At 43.0% G+C, this 21,319-nt stretch carries 24 protein-coding genes and 1 tRNA gene; 16 read left to right on the top strand and 9 right to left on the bottom strand.

Annotated elements, in window-relative coordinates; translation table 11 throughout:
- Positions 1-21: 21 nt before the first annotated feature.
- Entirely contained in the window at positions 22-1,206 is a 1,185-nt protein-coding gene (locus TY03_RS12105; protein ID WP_042370353.1) for a uracil-xanthine permease family protein, read from the bottom strand.
- A 173-nt stretch (positions 1,207-1,379) separates the two neighbouring features.
- Between TY03_RS12105 and TY03_RS12100 the strand changes: the two genes are divergently transcribed.
- The 3 genes from TY03_RS12100 (at position 1,380) to rmuC (ending at position 5,538) form a co-directional block, all read left to right on the top strand.
- A complete protein-coding gene (locus tag TY03_RS12100) occupies positions 1,380-3,044 on the top strand; it encodes a long-chain fatty acid--CoA ligase (protein WP_042370352.1) in 1,665 nt (554 codons plus the stop codon).
- 403 nt (positions 3,045-3,447) lie between these two features.
- Positions 3,448-4,302, top strand: a complete 855-nt coding sequence (locus TY03_RS12095) for a methionyl aminopeptidase (protein WP_042370350.1) — start codon at positions 3,448-3,450, stop codon at positions 4,300-4,302.
- A gap of 6 nt (positions 4,303-4,308) precedes the next feature.
- Entirely contained in the window at positions 4,309-5,538 is a 1,230-nt protein-coding gene (rmuC, locus tag TY03_RS12090) for a DNA recombination protein RmuC (RefSeq protein WP_042370348.1), read from the top strand.
- Positions 5,539-5,568: 30 nt separating this feature from the next.
- Here the strand turns inward: rmuC and TY03_RS12085 are convergent, their stop codons facing one another.
- The 5 genes from TY03_RS12085 to lepA form a co-directional block, all read right to left on the bottom strand.
- Positions 5,569-7,209, bottom strand: a complete 1,641-nt coding sequence (locus tag TY03_RS12085) for a M56 family metallopeptidase (RefSeq protein ID WP_042370346.1) — start codon at positions 7,207-7,209, stop codon at positions 5,569-5,571.
- 6 nt (positions 7,210-7,215) lie between these two features.
- Positions 7,216-7,581, bottom strand: coding sequence for a BlaI/MecI/CopY family transcriptional regulator (locus tag TY03_RS12080; RefSeq protein ID WP_042370344.1), 366 nt, complete (start codon positions 7,579-7,581; stop codon positions 7,216-7,218).
- Positions 7,582-7,781: 200 nt separating this feature from the next.
- Positions 7,782-9,098: a Na+/H+ antiporter NhaA gene (gene nhaA / locus TY03_RS12075; protein ID WP_042370341.1), complete on the bottom strand. Its 1,317-nt coding sequence runs from the start codon at positions 9,096-9,098 to the stop codon at positions 7,782-7,784.
- Positions 9,099-9,136: 38 nt separating this feature from the next.
- The gene (locus TY03_RS12070; RefSeq protein ID WP_042370339.1) at positions 9,137-10,315 is read right to left on the bottom strand and encodes a cation:proton antiporter; all 1,179 of its coding nucleotides are present in this window, start codon (positions 10,313-10,315) and stop codon (positions 9,137-9,139) included.
- 136 nt (positions 10,316-10,451) lie between these two features.
- Positions 10,452-12,233 (bottom strand): translation elongation factor 4, encoded by a 1,782-nt coding sequence (gene lepA, locus TY03_RS12065; protein WP_042370338.1) that lies wholly within the window; start codon positions 12,231-12,233, stop codon positions 10,452-10,454.
- Positions 12,234-12,486: 253 nt separating this feature from the next.
- Here lepA and TY03_RS12060 point away from each other — a divergent pair, with 253 nt between their 5' ends.
- Positions 12,487-12,672, top strand: a complete 186-nt coding sequence (locus tag TY03_RS12060) for a hypothetical protein (protein WP_042370335.1) — start codon at positions 12,487-12,489, stop codon at positions 12,670-12,672.
- A gap of 105 nt (positions 12,673-12,777) precedes the next feature.
- Here the strand turns inward: TY03_RS12060 and TY03_RS22665 are convergent, their stop codons facing one another.
- Both TY03_RS22665 and TY03_RS21500 read right to left on the bottom strand, forming a co-directional pair.
- Positions 12,778-13,410 carry a hypothetical protein gene (locus TY03_RS22665; protein ID WP_052332482.1) on the bottom strand — a complete coding sequence of 211 codons (633 nt, stop codon included), beginning with the start codon at positions 13,408-13,410 and terminating at the stop codon, positions 12,778-12,780.
- Positions 13,411-13,511: 101 nt separating this feature from the next.
- Positions 13,512-13,898: a hypothetical protein gene (locus TY03_RS21500; RefSeq protein ID WP_052332481.1), complete on the bottom strand. Its 387-nt coding sequence runs from the start codon at positions 13,896-13,898 to the stop codon at positions 13,512-13,514.
- A 173-nt stretch (positions 13,899-14,071) separates the two neighbouring features.
- On the opposite strand from TY03_RS21500, the gene TY03_RS12045 reads away from it, so the two are divergent.
- A complete protein-coding gene (locus tag TY03_RS12045) occupies positions 14,072-14,308 on the top strand; it encodes a hypothetical protein (protein WP_148335657.1) in 237 nt (78 codons plus the stop codon).
- A gap of 243 nt (positions 14,309-14,551) precedes the next feature.
- A complete protein-coding gene (locus TY03_RS12040) occupies positions 14,552-14,839 on the top strand; it encodes a hypothetical protein (RefSeq protein WP_042370538.1) in 288 nt (95 codons plus the stop codon).
- A gap of 15 nt (positions 14,840-14,854) precedes the next feature.
- Here TY03_RS12040 and TY03_RS22435 read toward each other — a convergent pair whose 3' ends face one another.
- The gene (locus tag TY03_RS22435; protein ID WP_148335656.1) at positions 14,855-15,094 is read right to left on the bottom strand and encodes a hypothetical protein; all 240 of its coding nucleotides are present in this window, start codon (positions 15,092-15,094) and stop codon (positions 14,855-14,857) included.
- Between the two features lie 50 nt (positions 15,095-15,144).
- On the opposite strand from TY03_RS22435, the gene TY03_RS12035 reads away from it, so the two are divergent.
- The 10 genes from TY03_RS12035 to TY03_RS11995 all read left to right on the top strand — a co-directional run bounded on the left by TY03_RS12035 (position 15,145) and on the right by TY03_RS11995 (position 21,315).
- Positions 15,145-15,390, top strand: a complete 246-nt coding sequence (locus tag TY03_RS12035; protein WP_042370331.1) for a hypothetical protein — start codon at positions 15,145-15,147, stop codon at positions 15,388-15,390.
- An 83-nt stretch (positions 15,391-15,473) separates the two neighbouring features.
- On the top strand, positions 15,474-16,208 hold the full coding sequence (locus tag TY03_RS12030) for a phage regulatory protein/antirepressor Ant (protein ID WP_081713097.1): 735 nt from the start codon (positions 15,474-15,476) through the stop codon (positions 16,206-16,208).
- A gap of 123 nt (positions 16,209-16,331) precedes the next feature.
- A tRNA-Ser gene (locus TY03_RS12025) sits at positions 16,332-16,416 on the top strand.
- Positions 16,417-16,626: 210 nt separating this feature from the next.
- The gene (locus tag TY03_RS22430) at positions 16,627-16,791 is read left to right on the top strand and encodes a hypothetical protein (protein WP_154663595.1); all 165 of its coding nucleotides are present in this window, start codon (positions 16,627-16,629) and stop codon (positions 16,789-16,791) included.
- Positions 16,792-16,793: 2 nt separating this feature from the next.
- Positions 16,794-18,737: an AAA family ATPase gene (locus TY03_RS12020; protein ID WP_042370329.1), complete on the top strand. Its 1,944-nt coding sequence runs from the start codon at positions 16,794-16,796 to the stop codon at positions 18,735-18,737.
- A gap of 6 nt (positions 18,738-18,743) precedes the next feature.
- The gene (locus TY03_RS12015; RefSeq protein WP_042370327.1) at positions 18,744-19,568 is read left to right on the top strand and encodes a recombinase RecT; all 825 of its coding nucleotides are present in this window, start codon (positions 18,744-18,746) and stop codon (positions 19,566-19,568) included.
- Entirely contained in the window at positions 19,568-20,293 is a 726-nt protein-coding gene (locus TY03_RS12010; RefSeq protein ID WP_042370325.1) for an MBL fold metallo-hydrolase, read from the top strand. Before TY03_RS12015 ends, TY03_RS12010 begins: the two co-directional genes overlap by 1 nt.
- 2 nt (positions 20,294-20,295) lie before the next feature.
- Positions 20,296-20,631, top strand: a complete 336-nt coding sequence (locus tag TY03_RS12005; RefSeq protein WP_042370322.1) for a hypothetical protein — start codon at positions 20,296-20,298, stop codon at positions 20,629-20,631.
- Positions 20,628-20,810, top strand: a complete 183-nt coding sequence (locus tag TY03_RS22885; protein WP_042370321.1) for a hypothetical protein — start codon at positions 20,628-20,630, stop codon at positions 20,808-20,810. The genes TY03_RS12005 and TY03_RS22885 overlap by 4 nt, the downstream gene beginning before the upstream one ends.
- A complete protein-coding gene (locus TY03_RS11995) occupies positions 20,803-21,315 on the top strand; it encodes an NUMOD4 domain-containing protein (protein WP_042370319.1) in 513 nt (170 codons plus the stop codon). Before TY03_RS22885 ends, TY03_RS11995 begins: the two co-directional genes overlap by 8 nt.
- The last annotated feature ends 4 nt before the right edge of the window (positions 21,316-21,319 follow it).

Here is a 21,319-nt window from a genome sequence, read left to right as displayed (position 1 = left end):
TTTATCGGGTGAAAAAGAGAATTAATCCTCCTTTGGCAATACCAGATTGAGCAATACGCCCACCAAAGCTGCCAGTCCGATACCGGTTAGAGAGAAATCGCCCCAAGAAAACACAGCTCCCCCAATACCGATGGTAAGCGTCAACGAAACGATAATGATGTTGCGTGTGCGACTCAGGTCGGTACAACTGTTGATGAGATTGGCTACACCTGCACAGGCTATGGTGCCGAAGAGCAACAGCATGATACCTCCGAGTACTGAGCTCGGGATGGATTTGAGCAGTGCACTGATCTTACCGATTACCGAAAAAAGAATAGCAGTTACGGCAGCAATGCGTATCACCTGAGGATTGGTTACCTTGGTAAGCGACATGGCTCCGGTTACCTCCGAATAGGTAGTTACGGGAGGGCCACCCAATACACCGGCTACCAGACAAGCCAGACCATCGCCCAACAACGTGCGATGCAATCCCGGGTCTTTAACAAAGTCTTTTCCGGTTACCGTATTTACCACATACACATCGCCCACGTGTTCGATAACCGGGGCAATGGCTACGGGAATCATAAAGAAGATAGGTTCCCACGAGAATACGGGAAACACGAACTGAGGAAGTCCGATCCAAGCGGCATCACGAATACCTGTCAGATCGACATCGTAGAAAATCACTCCCGTCAGATATCCCACAATAATACCGCAAAAGATAGGAATGAGTTTAAACAAGCCCTTGGCCTTCATCGACACAAACACGGCGGTAAACAACGACACCAAAGCCAGCGTCCAGTTATCTTTGGCCATGCTCACTCCTGTTCCGGCAAGAGACAGACCAATAAGAATAATCACCGGACCAATCACTACCGGTGGAAACAATCGGTCGATCAATCGCGTACCTTGCCACTTCACCAAAGCACTCATCACAAAATACACCAAAGCTACGCCAATCATTCCGCCCAATGCTCCGGCAAGCCCGTATAGCTCGGTTGCCTTAATAATAGGTGCTATAAAAGCAAAGCTACTGCCTAGAAAAATGGGTACTTTACCCTTCGTAACCAAATGAAAAATTAATGTACCTATACCGGCGGTAAACAGAGCAGTCGAGGGATCGAGCCCTACCAATAACGGAACGAGAACGGTGGCTCCGAATGCCACGAAGAGAAATTGCACCCCAACTACGCCTTTACGCAGGGGAGAAAGATTGTTTGAATCCATAAATAATGATATCGATTAATGGCTACAAAAGTAGTATTTTTTAGGAAAATTCACAGTTTCATCCGGAATTGTCTGCCGTTAATTAACCGTAAAAGTAAGTGACAGAATTTCGTTTATGTTAATGAAAGATTAATTTTGCGCAGTTTTAAACCAAATGTGCAAGATAGACCAAAATGGAACAAGAACAACGGTTCATTCATTACATAGAGCAAAGCATCCGGAACAATTGGGATCGCAACGCTCTGACGGATTACAAAGGAGCCACGCTTCAATACAAGGACGTAGCTCGTAAAATAGCCAAATTTCACATTGTATTAGAAAGTGCAGGCATTCAGCCGGGTGACAAGATAGCCGTATGCGGACGCAACAGTGCCCATTGGGCAGTGGCCTTCCTTGCCACTGTTACTTATGGCGCAGTCATCGTGCCCATTCTTCACGAGTTCAAAGCAGATAACATACATAATATCGTAAACCACTCCGAGGCTAAAATGCTCTTTGTGGGCGATCAGGCGTGGGAAAATCTGAATGAAGAACAGATGCCGCTGCTCGAAGGAGTGGTACTACTGCCCGACTTTTCGCTGTTGGTTTCTCGAAGCGAGAAACTTACTTATGCCTGCGAGCATCGCAATGAGATATACGGTATACGTTATCCCAAGAACTTCCGCCCCGAACACGTAGTTTATCGCAAAGAAAAACCCGAAGAGTTGGTTATAATAAACTACACCTCGGGCACTACCGGATATTCGAAAGGAGTTATGCTTCCGTACCGGAGCATCTGGTCGAACATCGCCTACTGCCACGAGATACTTCCCATCAAACCGGGCGACACGATGGTGTCGATGCTACCGTTGGGACACGTATTCGGTATGGTCTACGACTTCCTATACGGATTCTCCGCCGGTGCGCATCTTTACTTCCTTACCCGCATGCCATCGCCTAAAATCATTGCACAATCGTTCTCCGAAATCAAACCGCGCACCATTGCCTGTGTGCCGCTTATTGTAGAGAAGATTATCAAGAAAGGCATTTTGCCCAAACTAGACAATACAATCGGCAAACTGCTGCTGCACGTGCCCATCCTCAACGATAAGCTCAAAGCAGCCGCCCGGCAAACGGCGATGGATGCCTTTGGCGGCAATTTCGATCAGATCATCATCGGTGGTGCTCCGTTCAATGCCGAAGTTGAGGCCTTTCTCAAGATGATCGGCTTCCCCTACACGATTGCCTATGGCATGACTGAGTGCGGTCCCATCATCTGCTCTTCGCGCTGGGAAAACCTTAAACAAAAATCGTGTGGTAAGGCAACTACGCGTATGGAGGTACGCATTGACTCACCCGAACCGCAAACACAAGCAGGCGAAATTATCTGCAAGGGCGACAACTTGATGCTGGGGTATTATAAAAACCCCGAAGCAACAGCCCAGATTATTGATAGCGATGGGTGGTTGCATACAGGCGATCTGGCTACGATGGACGAAGAAGGATACGTTACAGTGCGCGGACGCAGCAAAAACCTCCTACTCACCTCGAGCGGACAAAACATCTATCCCGAAGAGATTGAGAGCAAACTTAACAATATGCCCTACGTATCCGAGTCGCTCATTGTATTGCAGAATGACAAGCTCGTGGCACTCATCTACCCCGATTTTGACGATGCCTTTGCGCATGGTCTGGCGCAAGCAGATGTAGAGAAAGCTATGGAGAGCAACCGCGCAGAACTCAATCAGCAACTGCCCAACTTCAGCCAGATAACCAAAGTAAAAATTCACTTCGAAGAGTTTGAAAAAACGGCCAAAAAGAGTATCAAACGGTTTATGTATCAGGAAGCCAAAGGATAGCCGGCATACGGCAATCGCCAGGTGGTATTGCACCTTGCCGGATACAATGTTTTTTTAACATTGTTAATCGATTTCTCCCTTATACTTTTCATCGACAGCAAGAGTATATAGTTTTGGCAGGAAAGAATACGTACTCTTTCCACCTAAGAGTACGTATTTAACACTCTGTTAAAATAGTTCTTTTGCGAGCCAAGAAAAACACGGTGATAACGTATCGCCGGAGTGGTTAATCAGCGAATCGTTTATTCGTCATTTCGTTCAGATAATCAACAAGATACCTCACGATTACATGCGATAAAAAACCGTTCTATTCCATAAAGGAGCTAAATTAACAGGCAAATGCAACTAAATCCTGCATTTAAATCCGTACTTTTGTGATAGAATTCAGATATGCATAAAAACAATGAAGAAAATGATTAAAGGATTCCGGTTTACCCCTTCCAATTATCCGGATGAGATCGAAGATAAAATACAAAAATACAGAAAACAAGGATTAAAGTTGCCCCAACGCAAAGTACTTCGTACGCCCGAACAAATTGAAGGCATACGAGCCAGTGCGAAAATAAATACGGCGCTTCTCGACTATCTGTCGGAGAAGATTGCCGAAGGCATGGCTACCGAGGAAATAGACAAGTTGGTATACGACTTCACCAAACAGCACGGTGCCATTCCTGCACCGCTGAACTACGGTGGATTCCCGAAAAGTGTCTGCACCAGCATCAACGATGTAGTATGCCACGGCATACCGAGCAAAGACGAGATTCTGCGTAGTGGAGATATTGTTAATGTAGATGTATCGACTATCTTCAACGGTTACTTCTCGGATGCATCACGTATGTTTATGATTGGCGAAGTGAGCGAGGAGAAAAAAAGATTGGTACAAGTCACCAAAGAGTGTCTGGAACTGGGTATTGCCGCTGCACAACCTTGGGCAAGGCTGGGCGATGTAGGAGCAGCCATTCAGGAGCATGCCGAGAAGAACGGATACAGCGTAGTGCGCGATCTTTGCGGACACGGTGTTGGGGTGGAGTTTCACGAAGACCCCGATGTGGAACACTTCGGACGCAAGGGCACGGGCATGGTCATCGTGCCGGGTATGACGTTTACCATCGAGCCCATGATCAATATGGGAACCTACGAGGTATTTGTTGACGAATCGGACGAGTGGACCGTATGTACCGACGACGGTCTTCCATCGGCACAATGGGAAAATATGATTTTGATTACCGAGACGGGAAACGAAATTCTGACCTATTAACGCACCATGGAAGTAACGTTACTCATCGTTGTCATCATTTTACTCGCCGTGTTGATTGTGCTGGTGCTTACCAAAAGCAACGGACAGCAACAAACCGAACAGTTGCAGAGTGCCTTACGGCAACAGCTTCAGGAGAACCGCGAAGAATTAAACCGCAGCATCCGCGAGCTCCGTATGGAGATTACCCAAACACTCAACCAAAGCATACAGCAGCTACAAGATGCACTGCACAAGAATATGCTTACCAGCGGCGAACTGCAACGCCAGAAGTTTGAGACCATGGCGCGCCAACAGGAGGTACTCATACAGTCGACCGAAAAGCGGCTCGATGATATGCGTCTGATGGTAGAGGAGAAACTGCAAAAGACGTTGAACGAACGTATTGGACAATCCTTTGAGATTGTTCGCACACAACTCGAAAACGTACAACGCGGACTGGGCGAGATGAAGTCGTTGGCACAAGATGTAGGCGGATTGAAGAAGGTGTTGAGTAACGTCAAGATGCGCGGAACCTTTGGAGAAGTGCAACTCGGCGCCCTCCTCGAACAGATGATGAGCCCCGAGCAGTACGATGCCAATGTGAAAACCAAAAAGAGCGGAACCGAGTTTGTAGAGTATGCCATCAAGCTACCGGGTAAGGACGACAGTAACTCTACGGTCTATCTACCGATCGATGCCAAATTTCCCAAGGACGTGTACGAGCAGTATTACGATGCCTTCGAGGCAGGCGATGCTGCATTGATAGAGTCGTCGGGCAAGCAGCTCGAAAACACAATCAAGAAGATGGCGAAAGATATCCACGAAAAGTACGTAGACCCTCCCTTTACTACAGACTTTGCCATTCTCTTTCTGCCGTTCGAGAGTATCTATGCCGAAGTAATTCGCCGTACGGCACTCGTAGAGATGCTGCAAAAAGAGTACAAGATCGTTGTAACAGGACCTACTACGTTAGGAGCGATCCTTAACAGCTTGCAGATGGGCTTCCGCACACTAGCCATTCAGAAGCGTACGGGCGAGGTATGGTCGGTACTGGGAGCCGTTAAAACAGAGTTTGGCAAGTTTGGCGGACTGCTCGAAAAGGTACAAAAGAACCTGCAAACAGCGGGTGACCAACTTGAAGAGGTAATGGGCAAACGCACTCGCGCCATAGAACGGAAGCTCCGCCAAGTGGAGGAGCTTCCGCAGGAAGAGAGTCAAAAGATTCTACCGATTAATGACGATAGTGATGATGAATAATTGAGAATTACGCCTACGGGCGCTCTTCTCCTACTCTTTTTCTATATTCACTTTCAAGGCTGATATTTTTCGCAAAACATCCTTAACATCGGTCACCGTTCCCATCTTGCAATTCTTAGCCACCTTAATACCGACAACTAAATTCTCCGGATCGGGCATTTGGTTACGGGCAGCAATAACCTTTTGTTGTAGTTCATTCAAAGTGAAGTTTTCAATCGTCTCCATTTTTCCCGAGGGGTAAAGAGTGACAACAATATCGTTGATTCTCTCCTCTTTGGACAATACCGTCTGATTGTAATTTTCTGGTAAATCTTCCCACAGGCGTATAGGGAAAAGTTTATTCAGATATGCCTGACTCTTATCTGCCGAATTTGCCGACAAATCCGAACGAATCTGTTCATAGGCATTCTTCACCTCTTTCAGCATTTCTGCTAGCGCACCTGAGTCACTGCCACGATCATATTGCAAAACAATGATCTGAGTATCCTTCCTTCCGCTCGCCTCCCAAGAGGCCAACAGATTCTTCATAACAAGAGGCTTTAGTTGCTCTGTCTTAACATACACATTGTCGAACAGAATCTGATTCCTATTATTCATCAGAAGCTTGTGCACTTGTTTCTCTTTCACCTTCAGGTCGATATCCTGTTTTCCATAAGTTCGATCCTTGTAGGCTTCTTCCTCCTTTTTAAAGAAACTCATCAGAGATACATAATCATCTCCTACGCTCTGTTGCATTTGAGGTATAGTTGGTTGCAACACCTCTTTTACTTCCGGCCGTGCAAAGGCATACAGCGTTACGGCCACTGCGGGTGCAAAAAGCAATAGCTTTAAGCGTGCCCAACTTTTTGTTCTTTCTTTTAACATCATGTTGATACGTTTTTTAAGTTTGCTGTGGTTGAAACCGTTGGCCATAGAGTAGAGCCTTGTACCAACGGCTTTTTCCACTAATAATAATTGATATCTCGTTGCATCGATGCCTGTGTGAAGAACGCCGTTGTCGGCTTCATATTCATGGATTTCCCGTAGCTCACGTTTTAGCAGCCATACAGCAGGATTAAACCAATAAATGATGAGAAGTAAATGTATGAAAAGTAAATCAATGGTATGATGATTGCGTATGTGCATGGATTCGTGGAGCAATATCTCTTCCACATGCCGTTCATAGTCTGATTGGGAAATGACGATATAGCGCCCCCAACTAAAAGCACCAATGGGTGGGCGAACAACCAAGAGCCGGTAGTTTCCCCATCGCTTCTTCTCCGCTCCACGCACGAGTTGACACATACGGTAATTCGAAACGAGGAAGCACAACAGCATGACACAGCTTCCCAACAGATAGCCAACACCCAGTGCCCTAAGTAACCAATAGGAACCGGAAACATTCGTTCGACTGCCCGGAAGGGTCTCTCCTATTCCATCTGTCGAAACAGAGAAAACAAGAGTCTTGGCGCTTCCATCCAATATTTCTTGCAACGTATGCAGAGGCAAGAAAGAGGTTTCGCTTTTGGTTAGTTCAATCAAGGGTAAGAGTAGGCAGCAGGACATTCCCACCAGCAGTGTAAGCCGGTTGAAGCGAAAAAAAGTAGTCTGTCTCAACGTCAACCTAAAGAGAAGGTAAAACACAATCAAACAGAGACTGGACTTAATGAGGTAGAATAGAAAAGCACCCATAACCGTCTATTTTTTACGCCCTTGTTCAATACGCTGAATCAACCCTTTCAACTCTTCGACCGACAATCCTTCTTCTTCGATAAAGGCCGATACAACATTCGTATACGAATTGTCGTAGTATTGAGACACAACCTCGTTGAGTGCCGATCGTTTATATGCTTTTTCAGAAACAAGTGCATAGTACTGATAGGTGTTTCCGTATGCTTTGTAGCCAACCACTTTCTTTTCTTCCAGTCCTCGTACCAAGGTGGATACTGTATTATAATGAGGTTTGGGATCATCGTAAAAGGCGAGTAGTTCTCGTACAAACAGAGGTCCATGCTCCCAAAAAATACGCATCACCTCTTCTTCTTTATTGGTCAATCGCTTCATAAGTATATGTTTGTTTAATGACTAATCAATTATGATTACGCGACAAATATAGTAATTAGTTTGATACAAACAACTAATAGGTGTAGTTATTCAACTAAAAAGATAAGTTGTTTAACTATATAGTTTAGTAGTTCTCTGTTTAGGGAGGAAATTAAGCTTTCGCAAGCATACGTTTAAGTACTGAAAATAAGAGCCATGTGCTACTCTTGGCTTTTCGGCAACACGAGCGTCAGTACGATGTAGCCCAAGATACCCGCAATCAATGTGCCACACAAAACACCGAATTTAGCCTGATTCAACAATACCGGGTGTGTATTACCAAACGATAGGTTGGCTATAAACAAAGATACCGTGAAACCAATACCGCCCAGCAGGGCTACTCCGGATATATTCTTCCAGTTCATCCCCTCGGGCATGGGCGTTAAGCCACTCTTGACAGCTACCCAGGTAAAGGAGTAAATACCGATAAACTTCCCGATCAGCAACCCCATGGCAACAGCTATACTCACGCTTCCTATTAGTTCGCCACTGCCGCTAAACACCACGCCCGCATTGACAAACGCAAACAGCGGAAGTATAATGTAATTCACCGCCCCGTGAAGATTGTCTTCAAGCGATTGAAGCGGACTGATTACTCTATCCGAAGCCGACTCCACTTCCTTCAGCTTGGCTATCTGCTCATTGGTAAGCACGATACTCTCCTCACCCATAGCCGGAAAGGTGTTGATGGTGCTGCGAATACGTTCGATATACTTACCGACATGAAGCTGTGGTTTGGCAGGGATGACAAAGGCGAGTATCACTCCCGAAATGGTGCTGTGAATACCCGATTGCAAAAACATATACCAGATAACAACTCCGATCAGCAGAAAGAAAACCTTATTGGTAGAGCCTTGCTTGCCGATGAAGTAAAGCACCACGTACAGTGCAGCTGCCACCAGCAGATATTCATAAGCAACGTGCGAACTATAAAAAAGAGCAATCACCAGAATACCGCCAATATCATCGACCACAGCAAAGGCTGTAAGAAATATCTTTAAACTTAAAGGTACCCTACTACCCAACAAACTCAGCACTCCGAGCGAGAAGGCAATATCAGTAGCCATCGGAATAGCAAGTCCCTGCCCTCCCTCACTTCCGGGAGAAGCCACCCATGCATAAATCAGAACCGGAAGCACCATTCCTCCGCAAGCAGCTATAAAAGGAAGAGCCGCTTTGCGAAACGAGGAGAGTTCTCCTACCAGCAGTTCTCGCTTTATTTCCAAGCCCACCAACAGGAAGAATACAGTCATCAACCCATCGTTTATGAACTCAACCATTGTTAAATTCTGTCCACCATGCGATAGCAAGTTGAACGTACCGATACGTAAATGAAGCTCATGCGCCAGAAATTCCTGATACATCGGTGCTACCGATGAGTTGGCAATCACAGCCGCTGCAATGGCTGTAATGAAAAGAAGAATACTCGCCGCGATATTCATCGACGAGTGATTCTTGATAGAACGCAAAATAATCATAAGAACGCTGTTTTAAATAGTATTTTCAAAGTAATCTACTAAGCTTTATAGCTTCGCAAAGCAAGCTTCTTCACCCAAAGCACGAAAATACCCGTCAAGATTAAGTTAAGAACAATGGTCAACACGGAGATAATCAATGCAGGTCCTCCCAGATTATATCCCAGTGCAATGAAAATGATACCGGCTCCTACCTCACCACGGGTAAACATACCGATAGAAAGAGCCAAACGCTCGCTGAACTTGCGGTCTCGATAGAAGAAGACCGGAATAAGCTTTCCTATATTCGACAGCAACGACACCGCCAGTACATGAAGTGCAATCACTCCCCATGGCATCATCTCCTGCGAACCGGTTACCGAATGAGCACCCGTATGTGCTTCGGCAAAGTTCACACCGATAAAGTGAGGCATACTCATACCTACCAAAAACATAAATAGAAACGAAATGCCGGTCGATACTTTTCGCTCAACGGGGGTATCGATCTCTTTATGCTTCATCACCATACCCAGCACAAAGGCAGGCAAAAGCACTTCAATATGAATACTACCTGCATCGCCATATAGTTTTTTGCTGACCAGATAAAGAGCCTGCGTAGCCACAAATACAAGAGCAGAATAGAGCAGAATAGCCTTCCAATCTTGTCGGAAGTTGAATTTTCCTAAATACTTCCAACCGATAGAGAGCAACAGGAACACAATAACCACTACGACAATCACTTGCCAACGCAAGCCAATCATCATTATTTGAAGTGGAATCATTAACAGAATGGTATCCAAGTCGTCGAAGATGGCAAGCACCTGTATCTTCTTATATATCCAACTTGATTTTAGTCCGATGGCAGCCAGCATGGTAAACAGAATACCTGCGGAAGTGGGTGCAGCAAAACGGCTTAACAAGAGATTTTCTTTCCAAGCCTCCCAACTCTGCCAGAACTCGGGCGGAAGCAGTACAAAGACATAATAGAAAGCAATCAGAAACCAAGGCATGGCAGCAGTGGCCATAGCTATAAAATAATCTTCGGCATAGCTTTTCCAGCGCACTTTATCGAGTTCGAACTCCCGGCCTACATTAATCATAATGAAGCCCAGACAGACATAAAGCAGTATATCCGAAATGGTTTTTACCGTTCCGTACTCTCCTCCTGCCAAGGTAGGCAAGAATTGAGACAGAATAAGACCTACGACCATAAAGGCCGAAAAAGACAGAACTTTTCTCATATTTTTTTATTCGTTTTTTTAAAGCAATTGCCAGGAAAGCTCTGTAGACAGATAACAATTGCCTGGTATCTTAAAAACTATCTGCGGGGCCTCTTTGTTCAGTGTAAACTGATTTCAAAGACCTCGCAGACAATAATTAATCCAGTTTCAGTACAGCAAGGAACGCCTTCTGCGGTACTTCTACATTACCAATTTGTTTCATTCGTTTTTTTCCTTTTTTCTGCTTCTCGAGCAGTTTTCTTTTACGGCTGATATCGCCACCGTAACACTTCGCTGTTACATCCTTACGAACCGCTTTAATCGTTTCGCGCGAAATGATCTTTGCACCGATAGCTGCCTGAATGGCAATGTCAAACTGTTGGCGCGGTATCAGCTCTTTCAGCTTCTCACACATTCTTTTTCCCAAGTCGTAGGCATTGTCTACGTGTGTAAGTGTAGAGAGAGCATCGACCGGCTCACCGTTGAGCAGCACATCGAGCTTGATTAGTTTTGAGGGACGGAAACCGTTCGGATGATAATCGAATGAAGCATATCCTTTAGAGATACTCTTCAAGCGGTCGTAGAAATCGATCACAATTTCACCCAAAGGCATGTTGTAATAGATTTCAACGCGGTTTCCGGAAATATATTCTTGTTTGAGCAATTCGCCTCGCTTGCCCAGACAGAGTGTCATGATCGGCCCGATATAATCGGTCGTTGTAATAACAGAGGCTTTGATATAGGGTTCTTCGATACGATCGATCAGTGTTGGATCAGGCATACCGCCGGGGTTGTGCACCTCGGTCATAACACCCTGCTTGTCGTAGATGTTGTACGAAACGTTGGGTACGGTAGTGATTACATTCATATCGAACTCACGATCCAGACGTTCTTGCACGATCTCCATGTGCAGTAAACCAAGGAATCCGCAACGGAAACCAAAGCCAAGTGCCAAAGATGATTCGGGTTGGAAGGTAAGCGAAGCGTCATTGAGTTGTAGCTTCTCTAACGAAGCACGCAGGTCTTCAAACTCTTCGGCTTCGATGGGATATACACCGGCAAAGACCATCGGCTTCACCTCTTCGAAACCCGAGATTGCCTTCGCACACGGACGAGAGATATGCGTAATCGTATCGCCCACTTTCACCTCTTTGGAGGTTTTGATACCTGAAATGATATAACCTACATCTCCTGCACGGAGCTCTTTACGCGGAACCATATCCATGCGTAGTACGCCGATTTCATCGGCAGCATACTCCTTGCCCGTATTGAAGAACTTCACTTTATCACCAGCACAGATCACTCCGTTCTTGATCTTGAAGTAAGCGATGATACCCCGGAATGAGTTAAATACAGAGTCGAAGATAAGTGCTTGCAAGGGTGCTTCCTCGTCTCCTTTGGGAGCAGGCACACGTTCGATGATTGCCTCGAGAATTTCTTCGATACCCATACCGGTTTTGCCCGATGCACGAATAATTTCATCGCGCTTGCAACCGAGCAATTCTACGATTTCGTCCTCTACCTCTTCGGGCATGGCACTTGCCATATCGCATTTATTGATGACGGGAACTATTTCGAGATCATGCTCAATGGCCATATAGAGATTGGAAATAGTTTGTGCCTGTACCCCTTGCGAAGCGTCGACAATAAGCAACGCACCTTCGCAGGCAGCAATGGAGCGAGATACTTCGTACGAGAAGTCGACATGCCCCGGAGTATCAATCAGATTCAGAATATACTTTTCTCCTTTGTACACATATTCCATCTGTATAGCATGGCTCTTGATCGTGATACCTCTCTCCTTTTCCAGGTCCATATCGTCGAGCATCTGTCCGTTAGTCACCGTTATCGTCTTGGTATATTCAAGTAAACGGTCGGCCAACGTTGATTTGCCGTGGTCAATGTGAGCAATAATACAGAAATTGCGGATATTCTTCATTTTATGATTATAATTACCTAATTATAAATAGTTTAAATAAAAATTATATTTTCATTGTAAAACATTCGTAGAAAAACAGGTAATGAAACAGTCTATCAAAATGCAAACAACGATATTTTGAGGTGCAAATATAGTCAAAAAACAGAGAACTACAATATAATAAAAAGCATTGTCTCACTCCATGTTGGTTAATATATAGAATCTTTTCCATACCCAAATATGTATTTTTGCAAAAACATTAATTCAATTTATTATGCTAAAAATCATACTTAAACACTTCCGTCTTTCAGATCGAAAACTGCGAATGTGGTGTATTTCACAGACCATTAAAACAGATCCAACACATATTCAGCAACTCTGTAAAGACGCAGAAGAGCTATTCAATTACATCAAAGAAGGAGTACCATACCAAGCCGATTGGACTAAGAAGAAGGAATAATCCTCTTAGGAGCTTCTCTCAGAATCTTTCCATCCGTTGCACTTCTTTGTGCCGGTTGAGAAAGATTCTCTATTCCTAATAAAAGCACAGACATCATTACCTAAATCAATTATAGTTTAGTATCACATACTTAACATCAAACAACGCATTAAAGTCTTTATACCTATCATTCCCATGCTTATATGTAAAATTTTGACCTTGGTCAAAGCTTCTTATTGTAAATTTCTTAGCCAACCCGCTCGGAATGTTAGCATTTAAAACTAAATCTCTATAATCAAGAACTTCACCATCGAGATAGTATATAAGCCTTATTGAGATTTGCCCCACTGTCCTATTTGTATTATTCTTTAAAGAAAACGATTCTTCAAATTCAGAGCCAATCTTTTCAAAATATACTACAGATATAGAAGATGAATTTACTGTAGGATCTTGCTCAATGCTACCTTGTGGCTTTTCTTCTACCGTTGCAATGGTTGTATTCCTTATTGTTGTATTATTAGTTTGAGTATAATTATATTCATTACTTTTCACTGCACCTATATTTTTAGTGCCTTCTTTCCCGGTATAGTGATTGATATTCCCTTTTGTAGACCAATTATTAGAAACGCTCCCATCGGGGCTGGATCTCACATGTGGTTGAACATAGGTTCCATTCTTTTTATAATACCCCTTTACACGAACTTGTGCAATAGAAAATACTGAAACAAGCGTCAATAGAAACAATAGAGCAATTTTCATATAATTATTTATTTAATTATTTATTTTCCACCCTCCCACCCTTTCAGATGGTTAAGTTCCTTGTTTTTTAATATCTTTGACTGCCAATTTTGGCACGAGCTTTAAGCAATTCCTTTGCTATGAATCTCTCTAGCCTTGTATTCAGCTAGTTCTGCCTTTAATCTTTCATTCTGTTCGATCATGGCATCCAATAATGCCTCTGTTTTTCTTAGTTTATTTTCCATATCTATTGTATTTAAGTCACCATCGACATTGATGGATGAAGTGTTTGTGTTTAATTTAAGCATTTCGCCCTCACCAGTAAGAAGCCAGCCTGTATTTAGATCAGGAAAATTAGAAGCAATGCTCGCAACTTTATTGGGTTGTAATGACACCCTCATATTAGAAACAAAACCTGTTGAAAAACCACATGTTTTTTCAAAGCTATGCTTATTAATTCCCTTGTAATCAATAAATTTAATAAGTCTCTCTTTTACAGTTGATTCCATAACACACTATTTAGAATTAAAATAAATAAATAGAATATATGAAATATGTTCATATATTATTTTGATATTATGAACAATGCTCATATATTTGCAAACGTAATCAATCACGCTGCACAATCAATTGCTTGATTAAGCAGCACAATTTAAAACGATTTTCAAAGATATTTATAATTATGGAAACAGCAAAAGAAAAGCAAAAAAGAATTGCCCCAGTGTCTGTCGTCAAGAAAGTTGACGTACAAGCGACATTGCTATCATTGAAGATTGGGGTTCCAACTTCGATAAAAAATAGAGATATAAAAGCGTGCTCTTTACGCAGTGCAAACAGAATTCTAAAAGGAAGAGGATACTCTTTCATTCTATCAGAAGCAGGCCGTATTGACGACATAATAGTAACCCGTTTAAAATAAAGAATATGGATTTAAACAAGACATTAAGAACCTTGTGCTCTATACTTGGAGTATTGGCAATGATCTGTATTCTTGGAGTTGCTGGAAATTGCGATCGGATAGAACAAATAAAGTACAGCATGCCTGACAATGCCTATCACACTATTAAATCAGAGCTCGGCAACAAATGCTCAGATAAGCAAGTTACCGAAGTCTATCTTGCAAACAAAAAATATTACGATTCACTTTCAAAATTCTAACATTATGGAAATCGAACTTTGGGAACTAAATAATATCATACAGGCTACGGCAAGAGCTACGGCAAGAGCCATTAAGGTTGAGATGAACCCAACCAAGGACGAAATTACAGAATCAGACGCATATAGGACTTATGGAGAGGGGTGGGTGGATCATCAAAAAGCAATTGGCGCAGCCAAATGGAAACGAAAAGGAGTGCATAAAAATAGCCCTAAAATATATTCTCGCAAACAATTAGACGAGTTAAAATTAGGACCAGATCCGCTCTTAAAGGCAATAACAAAAAGAGTATAATCATCGCATAATGGTTTAATGCCGGTTCGATTCCGGCATGCGAGCTACACCCGGGCAGTCAGCAGCCCTTACCATTGTCTGACCTCCGTATCTAACGACGTAACAGTAGCGCTCTCCGCACATAGGATAGGAGCGATTAAAACGAAGCGTGAAAAGCAGATCCGTAGACTTGTCCGGTGAGAGCAGCGTGGTTAAATTAGCACATACTCCTTCGGGAGTTACACATAATCCCCTCCCGTATATTCGGGTAGCCAAAACGGTTTAAAACGTTGAGGGGAACACATTATTCACTAAAACTCAATTTTATGGAAACAAAAAATCTGAAACAGGAACCATTTGATGTCTCTGAAGCTATAAACGCGCAAACAGAATATTGCGAACGAACCAAAGCTCCTTTCTTTGCACCAAGAAGTGGGCGTTGCTGGAAGTGTGGAAACAACATCTATATTCCCATCGAGAAACATGGACGCACTACGGGGGTCACAGTGGAAAAAGCCGGAAAAGAGCTTATCACCGGCTGCCCTCATTGCAATACCACCTTTTGCGATTAATCCAAATCCCCTCCCGTCAAATTCGGGTATAGACATACGTATTGTTGCGTTGAGGGGAACGAATCATTTTTAAACTATGCTTTATGAATAATTTGCAAACGATCAAAGAAACAATGAGTTCTCTGCAGATTGCAGAGATTACAGGAAGAGAGCATAATGCTGTTATGCGATCCATCCGTAATATGGAGGATGCATGGGAAAAAATCAACGGGTGCAAGTTTGCACTCGTTGAATACACAGATGCCAAAGGCGAGAGGCGCCCTTGTTATCAGCTATCAAAAACGGAGTGCCTTTATATTGCCACTAAGTTTAATGACGAAGCTCGCGCTAGGCTGGTGCTCCGTTGGGAAGAACTTGAAACCGAAAGACAAGTAAACACCTTTCGTGTTCCATCCTCATTTAAAGAAGCTCTTTTACTTGCTGCTCACCAACAGGAACAGATAGAGGAACAGCACAAGCAAATAGAGTGCATGAGTAGCGAAATCGTATCAATGAAGAAAAAGACCGACTACCTCGAGATAATCCTTGCGAGTAAGGAGACAATGACTATTACGCAAATAGCACAAGATTATGGTATGTCGGCCAAAGCGTTTAACAAGCTATTGTCTGATTTCCGAATTCAATATAAAGTGAACAGGCAATGGATATTGTATGCTCCGTACATATCGCAAGGGTACGTGCATAGCACCACATTCAATGTTGATCATAAGGATGGATCTTCGAGTGTGGCTCTGAATACAGAGTGGAGGCAGAAAGGAAGAATATTTCTATATGAGAAGTTAAAGCAAAACAATATACTTCCATTGATAGAAAGGTAGTAACAATTCGACAACTCAATTTTTATTTAGTGCAAGGATATTTGGCATGTGAATATAGGATATCCATTTTCAAAGTTTAAAGGTTAATATCAAGCCCTGCCGGAGGCGTCCGACAGGCAACACGGAAAGTTGGCAGAGCGGACGATTGCGCTTGTTTGCTAAACAAGTTAACCAAATGGTTACAGAGGTTCGAATCCTCTACTTTCCACGAAATCCAATAAATGAGGGGACGCCCACAATTGAGGTTGGCAGCTCGGAACAGACGAGCGCATTTTATTAACATTTTAGTTTTATCAAAACAAAAAAACAGGAAGCCGTATATCCTTCATGCGTAGCCGTTCCCTAAGGCACATGGGAATTCTAATTTGTCATTAACCAGCCTGCACAATCCAGTGCGGGCTTTATTATTTACCGCTTTATGGAAAAAGAAAAGAGAATCATCAACATCATCAACGATATGAGGAAGGCTAACCGTGATATCACAGTCAAAACAGTTGTTGTCGCCTCTATCTTATCCAAGGGTTTGGCAATAAGCATCTCCGACAAAGAATTAATTCAATCAATCATCAATAAAATCCAATAAAAATGAAATTACAAGTATCAGCACTCCGCGTTTCGGACTGGAAAGGTATTAAAAGTGAAAACTTCCGGTTTAACAGTCACGAGAATTTTATCTACGGGGCCAACGGCTCCGGTAAGTCTAGTATGTTTGCAGCGTTTATATGGTTGTTGTTTGGCAAAGATCAGTTCGGCAGGCAGGATCATCAGATCAAACCCCTGGATGCATCAGGTGAGGCTATCCACAAGCTTAACAGCGAAGTTGAAGCCGTACTACTTGTAGACGGAAAGGAATTAACGCTCAAGCGCGTTTATCGCGAGAAATGGATTAAGCCAAAAACGGAAGTTGAAGATGTGTTTGACGGAAATACCACCGATTACTACATCAACGATGTGCCGGTATCAAAGAAAGACTACGATGTAAAAGTGACTGAAATCTGCAATGAGACAGTCTTCAAGTCGATTACTTCACCGCATTACTTTACCTCATTGGGCTGGAAAGAACAGCGAGATATACTGTTCGGCATGGTGGACGCTATCACTGACGAACAGATCGCATCAGGCAACGAGTCCTTTTTATCTATCTTGAAAAAAGTTGAAGGAGTTGGCTTTGAACGGTTCAGCAAGGAATTATCAGCCAAGAAATCTAGAGTTAAGAAAGAGATTGAAGGAATCGACCCACGAATCGATGAACATAGACGGAATAGACCTGCTTTGATCGATTTCTCATCCGTGCAAAAAGAGCTGACTAAAGCTGAAAAAGAACTCGAAGCAATCGAAGATTCCATCTCTGATGTTGCAAAAAAGAGCGAATCCGAAAATGCCAAGCGCCTGGCTGTACAATCAGATATCAATAAACTCGAAAGAGATAATCAGCAAATAGGTTTCGATGCCGAAAGCGACAAAAGAAAACAGATCGAAGCAATACGCGCTAGAATACGAGCAGTCACCATTGAAATTGGAGATATCCAAAGAGCCGATAAAACGAAAAAGGCGCGGCTCGAATTCCTGCTACCGGAAGTCAAACGACTATCGCTGAAGAAGGAAGAGTTGATTAACGAGTATAAAGCAATTAAGGCCAAGGAGCTTGTTTTCCCAGATGGATCATTCGATTGTCCAACTTGCCACCGCCCCCTCGAAGTTGCCGACATAGAATCTAAGCAGAACGAGATGACCATGTCCTTTAATGCTTCAAAGTCTGAACAAATAGCAGTGAACGTCAGCAAAGGAAAGTCTATTGCTTCACAAATTAAGCTTATGGAGGATGAGATCGCAGACATTGGAGAAGTAAGTATTGCCGATGTGTCTGATCTTGAAAAAGAGATTGGCGTGTTGAATCAATCCCTGGAATCTCTTCAATCTGTTCCGGTTGATATTACAGGCAATGAACTTTATGCGCTTAACCTCTCGAAGATTCAAGAGTTAAAAGAAAAGTTATCCGAACCGTTTGAAGGTAAGACAGACGGAAGTTTAATTGAGCGTAGAAACGAACTAAAGAACGTCATTAAGAATCTGACCGAAAAGCTTGCAATCAGGTTAACCATTGAAAAAACAGATGCTCGCATTGAGGAACTAAACAAGCAATACGCCGTACTTAATCAAGAGCTTGCAGACCTTGAGCAGACGGAGTATATCATTAAGGAGTTTGAGTTTGCCAAGAACAAAGAATATGAAGCGCGCATCAATAGCATGTTTTGCCTCGTACAGTTCCGTTTATTCAAGCAGCAGGTAGATGGTCAAATAATCCCGACTTGCGAATGTATGGTAAACGGCACTCCTTACTCTACCCAAAATAATGCGATGCAAATAGCCATGGGATTAGACATTATTAACGCGATAAGCTTAAAATCAAACGCATTCGCACCCATCTGGATAGACAACCGAGAGGGTGTTACTGAAACCCCAAAAATGAATACACAGATTATAAACCTGGTGGTTAACCCGGAACAAAAAGTATTAACAATTAAATAAACGAATATGGAACCAAATATACAGACAAGCAGAAGGGGGGTAGACGTCCTCAAGAGTATCTTAAAAGCAGATTCAGTCGAAGAACAATTTCGAAACGCTCTAGGCAAAAGCAGTCAGGCGTTTGTAGCAAGCATTGTTAGCCTATACAACGGGAATACAATGCTACAACAGTGCGATCCAAGCCAGGTGGTAAAAGAAGCATTGAAAGCGGCTGTTCTTAATCTTCCAATCGATCAAAATTTAGGGTTTGCGTGGGTAATCCCTTACAATAATAGCGTAAAAACCCCTGATGGAAGATACGAGAAGCGAATGACCCCAACCTTTCAGATAGGAAGCAAGGGATACGTGCAGTTGGCCATGCGTACCGGTCAATACAGAACCATCAATGCGGATGTTGTTTACGATGGAGAACTTCAAAAGGTGGATAAGCTAACCGGAGAGATAAACTTCCAAGGTGAGAAAAAGAGTGACACGGTGATTGGTTATTTCGCCTATATCGAGATGATCAACGGTTTCAGTAAAACGTTATATGTGACTAAGGAGCAGATCGAAGCGCACGCAAAGCGGTTCTCGAAGAGCTATAATAGCAAGTCTAGCCCATGGTCTTCTGATTTTGATGAGATGGCAATAAAAACAGTCGTCAAAAGGCTGCTTAGCAAGTTCGGATACCTGTCAATTGAGATGGCCGGAGCAATTTCTAATGATACTGAATCTGATTCAATGTCGGATAGAGATAAGGCAATCGAATCATCCGCTACTCAAATTATCGACATCGACGATGTGCAGCACGAGGTCGTTCAAGAAGAGGTCGAAGACCCAGCTCCTTATTAATGAAATTAACCGTAATCGGGTCTTCTTCATCCGGGAACTGTTATGTCATCCAGTCTGATACCGAAGCTATTATATTAGAGGCCGGTATCGGATTGGATAAAGCAAAGAAGGTGCTCGGATTTAACGTGTCGAAAGTGAACGCTTGCCTTATTACCCATGCCCATGGAGACCATGCCGGAAAAGCGGCCGACTACGAAAAGACTTTTCCGACATACACGCTTGAGCACGTTATTGAAGCTAAGGGGTTGAAAAGATCGACAGCCGTCTACCCGATGAAGAAATTCACCGCAGGAAGATTTACGATACTACCCTTTCGAGCGCAGCACGACGTTCCATGTGTTGGGTATCTAATCAGCCACCCGGATATTGGAAAGCTAATGTTCCTTACCGACAGTTTCCTTTGTGAATACAGCTTCAAAGGCGTAAATCATATACTTGTAGAGTGCAACTACTCAGACAAGGCACTTCAGGAAGCAATCGACGCGGGAAAAACTCATGCGGCAATGAGAACGAGACTGATGACTACGCACATGGAGCTAAGGACTTGCTGCAAGGTGATAAACAACCAAGACTTATCCGATGTGCACAACATCGTTCTGCTGCATCTATCTATGCACAACTCGGATAGAACAGAAATGCTTACCACCGTAAAACAACTTACCGGGCAGTCCGTAACAATAGCTACTCCGGGACTTGAATTTGAAATTAGTAATAACCCATTTTAATTATGATTATAACTTCAATAGAAGAACTCGCCAATGAATGCGAAGAAATACAGGAGATATTGCAAATGCCTTTTGATGACAATCCTGTTGTAGCCCAACAGAGAGGAGATGCTTTGTTTGCATACCTTGCCAGGACAGGTAAAATGTACTCAGACGCCAAGTATCATCTAGCATGCAAAGGCCGGTCTGAAGATCGAAAGATAGAACAGTTACTTGTAGATTGGACAGATCGCCTAAATAACATCTGTGGCAGGCAATTAGAATGGTGCCGCACTGTAGTAAGTAAGAGTAAAGTGGAGCTGCAATTAAACGCACGCCCGGGAAAGGAGTTTAGATGAACATGCTTGTAGAAAAAACAAACATCAATCAACTCCTCGAAAGAGCGCAAGAGTTGATTGATTGGCTCTCCGATCATCCGTTAGCGGATATACGAGTATTTGAGGATAAAGCGAACCAACTCGCTATCTTATCAATCAAAATCAATAATTACTACCATAACAACAAATCATATGGATGAAATTTGGAAAGATATTAAAGGATACGAAGGGTTGTATCAAGTTTCAAATTTAGGAAGAGTGAAATCTTTAAAGAAAAGAGGTCGAGATGAAATTGTTTTGTCGCAATGCATAAATAATAAATGCTACAAAATGGTCTCTTTATCTAAGAATGGAAAGGCGAAATCAATGTTAGTCCATAGATTGGTTTCTTATTCTTTTATTCAAAACGCATCGAATTACTCACAAGTAAATCACATCGATGGGAACAAAGAAAATAATTGCATTGACAACCTAGAATGGTGTTCAAACAGCTACAACCAGGTACATCGTATATCAGTTCTTCACCAAGACGTAGCAACAAGAAAGCCTGTTTGTCAGATTGGGTTAGATGGCATTCCCATTAAGACATATAAATCTCAGACAGAGGCGAGTAAAAATACCGGTGTAGTTAGGAACTCAATTAGTCAGGTTTGTTTAGGGAAGTATAAAACAGCAGGTGGATATTATTGGAAATTTTTAAAATAAAATA

This window comes from Bacteroides neonati, assembly GCF_000499785.1.
Classification (GTDB): Bacteria; Bacteroidota; Bacteroidia; order Bacteroidales; family Bacteroidaceae; genus Bacteroides; species Bacteroides neonati.
Note: the sequence above shows the minus strand (reverse complement) of the source record. Positions and strands in the feature narration are given on the sequence as shown.

Excerpts from the sequence above, each read along its gene's own strand:
- TY03_RS12105 (WP_042370353.1), bottom strand. The coding sequence starts at position 1,206 with ATGGATTCAAACAATCTTTCTCCCCTGCGTAAAGGCGTAGTTGGGGTG.
- TY03_RS12100 (WP_042370352.1), top strand. The coding sequence starts at position 1,380 with ATGGAACAAGAACAACGGTTCATTCATTACATAGAGCAAAGCATCCGG.
- TY03_RS12095 (WP_042370350.1), top strand. The coding sequence starts at position 3,448 with ATGAAGAAAATGATTAAAGGATTCCGGTTTACCCCTTCCAATTATCCG.
- rmuC (WP_042370348.1), top strand. The coding sequence starts at position 4,309 with ATGGAAGTAACGTTACTCATCGTTGTCATCATTTTACTCGCCGTGTTG.
- TY03_RS12085 (WP_042370346.1), bottom strand. The coding sequence starts at position 7,209 with ATGGGTGCTTTTCTATTCTACCTCATTAAGTCCAGTCTCTGTTTGATT.
- TY03_RS12080 (WP_042370344.1), bottom strand. The coding sequence starts at position 7,581 with ATGAAGCGATTGACCAATAAAGAAGAAGAGGTGATGCGTATTTTTTGG.
- nhaA (WP_042370341.1), bottom strand. The coding sequence starts at position 9,098 with ATGATTATTTTGCGTTCTATCAAGAATCACTCGTCGATGAATATCGCG.
- TY03_RS12070 (WP_042370339.1), bottom strand. The coding sequence starts at position 10,315 with ATGAGAAAAGTTCTGTCTTTTTCGGCCTTTATGGTCGTAGGTCTTATT.
- lepA (WP_042370338.1), bottom strand. The coding sequence starts at position 12,233 with ATGAAGAATATCCGCAATTTCTGTATTATTGCTCACATTGACCACGGC.
- TY03_RS12060 (WP_042370335.1), top strand. The coding sequence starts at position 12,487 with ATGCTAAAAATCATACTTAAACACTTCCGTCTTTCAGATCGAAAACTG.
- TY03_RS22665 (WP_052332482.1), bottom strand. The coding sequence starts at position 13,410 with ATGAAAATTGCTCTATTGTTTCTATTGACGCTTGTTTCAGTATTTTCT.
- TY03_RS21500 (WP_052332481.1), bottom strand. The coding sequence starts at position 13,898 with ATGGAATCAACTGTAAAAGAGAGACTTATTAAATTTATTGATTACAAG.
- TY03_RS12045 (WP_148335657.1), top strand. The coding sequence starts at position 14,072 with ATGGAAACAGCAAAAGAAAAGCAAAAAAGAATTGCCCCAGTGTCTGTC.
- TY03_RS12040 (WP_042370538.1), top strand. The coding sequence starts at position 14,552 with ATGGAAATCGAACTTTGGGAACTAAATAATATCATACAGGCTACGGCA.
- TY03_RS12035 (WP_042370331.1), top strand. The coding sequence starts at position 15,145 with ATGGAAACAAAAAATCTGAAACAGGAACCATTTGATGTCTCTGAAGCT.
- TY03_RS12030 (WP_081713097.1), top strand. The coding sequence starts at position 15,474 with ATGAATAATTTGCAAACGATCAAAGAAACAATGAGTTCTCTGCAGATT.
- TY03_RS22430 (WP_154663595.1), top strand. The coding sequence starts at position 16,627 with ATGGAAAAAGAAAAGAGAATCATCAACATCATCAACGATATGAGGAAG.
- TY03_RS12020 (WP_042370329.1), top strand. The coding sequence starts at position 16,794 with ATGAAATTACAAGTATCAGCACTCCGCGTTTCGGACTGGAAAGGTATT.
- TY03_RS12015 (WP_042370327.1), top strand. The coding sequence starts at position 18,744 with ATGGAACCAAATATACAGACAAGCAGAAGGGGGGTAGACGTCCTCAAG.
- TY03_RS12010 (WP_042370325.1), top strand. The coding sequence starts at position 19,568 with ATGAAATTAACCGTAATCGGGTCTTCTTCATCCGGGAACTGTTATGTC.
- TY03_RS12005 (WP_042370322.1), top strand. The coding sequence starts at position 20,296 with ATGATTATAACTTCAATAGAAGAACTCGCCAATGAATGCGAAGAAATA.
- TY03_RS22885 (WP_042370321.1), top strand. The coding sequence starts at position 20,628 with ATGAACATGCTTGTAGAAAAAACAAACATCAATCAACTCCTCGAAAGA.
- TY03_RS11995 (WP_042370319.1), top strand. The coding sequence starts at position 20,803 with ATGGATGAAATTTGGAAAGATATTAAAGGATACGAAGGGTTGTATCAA.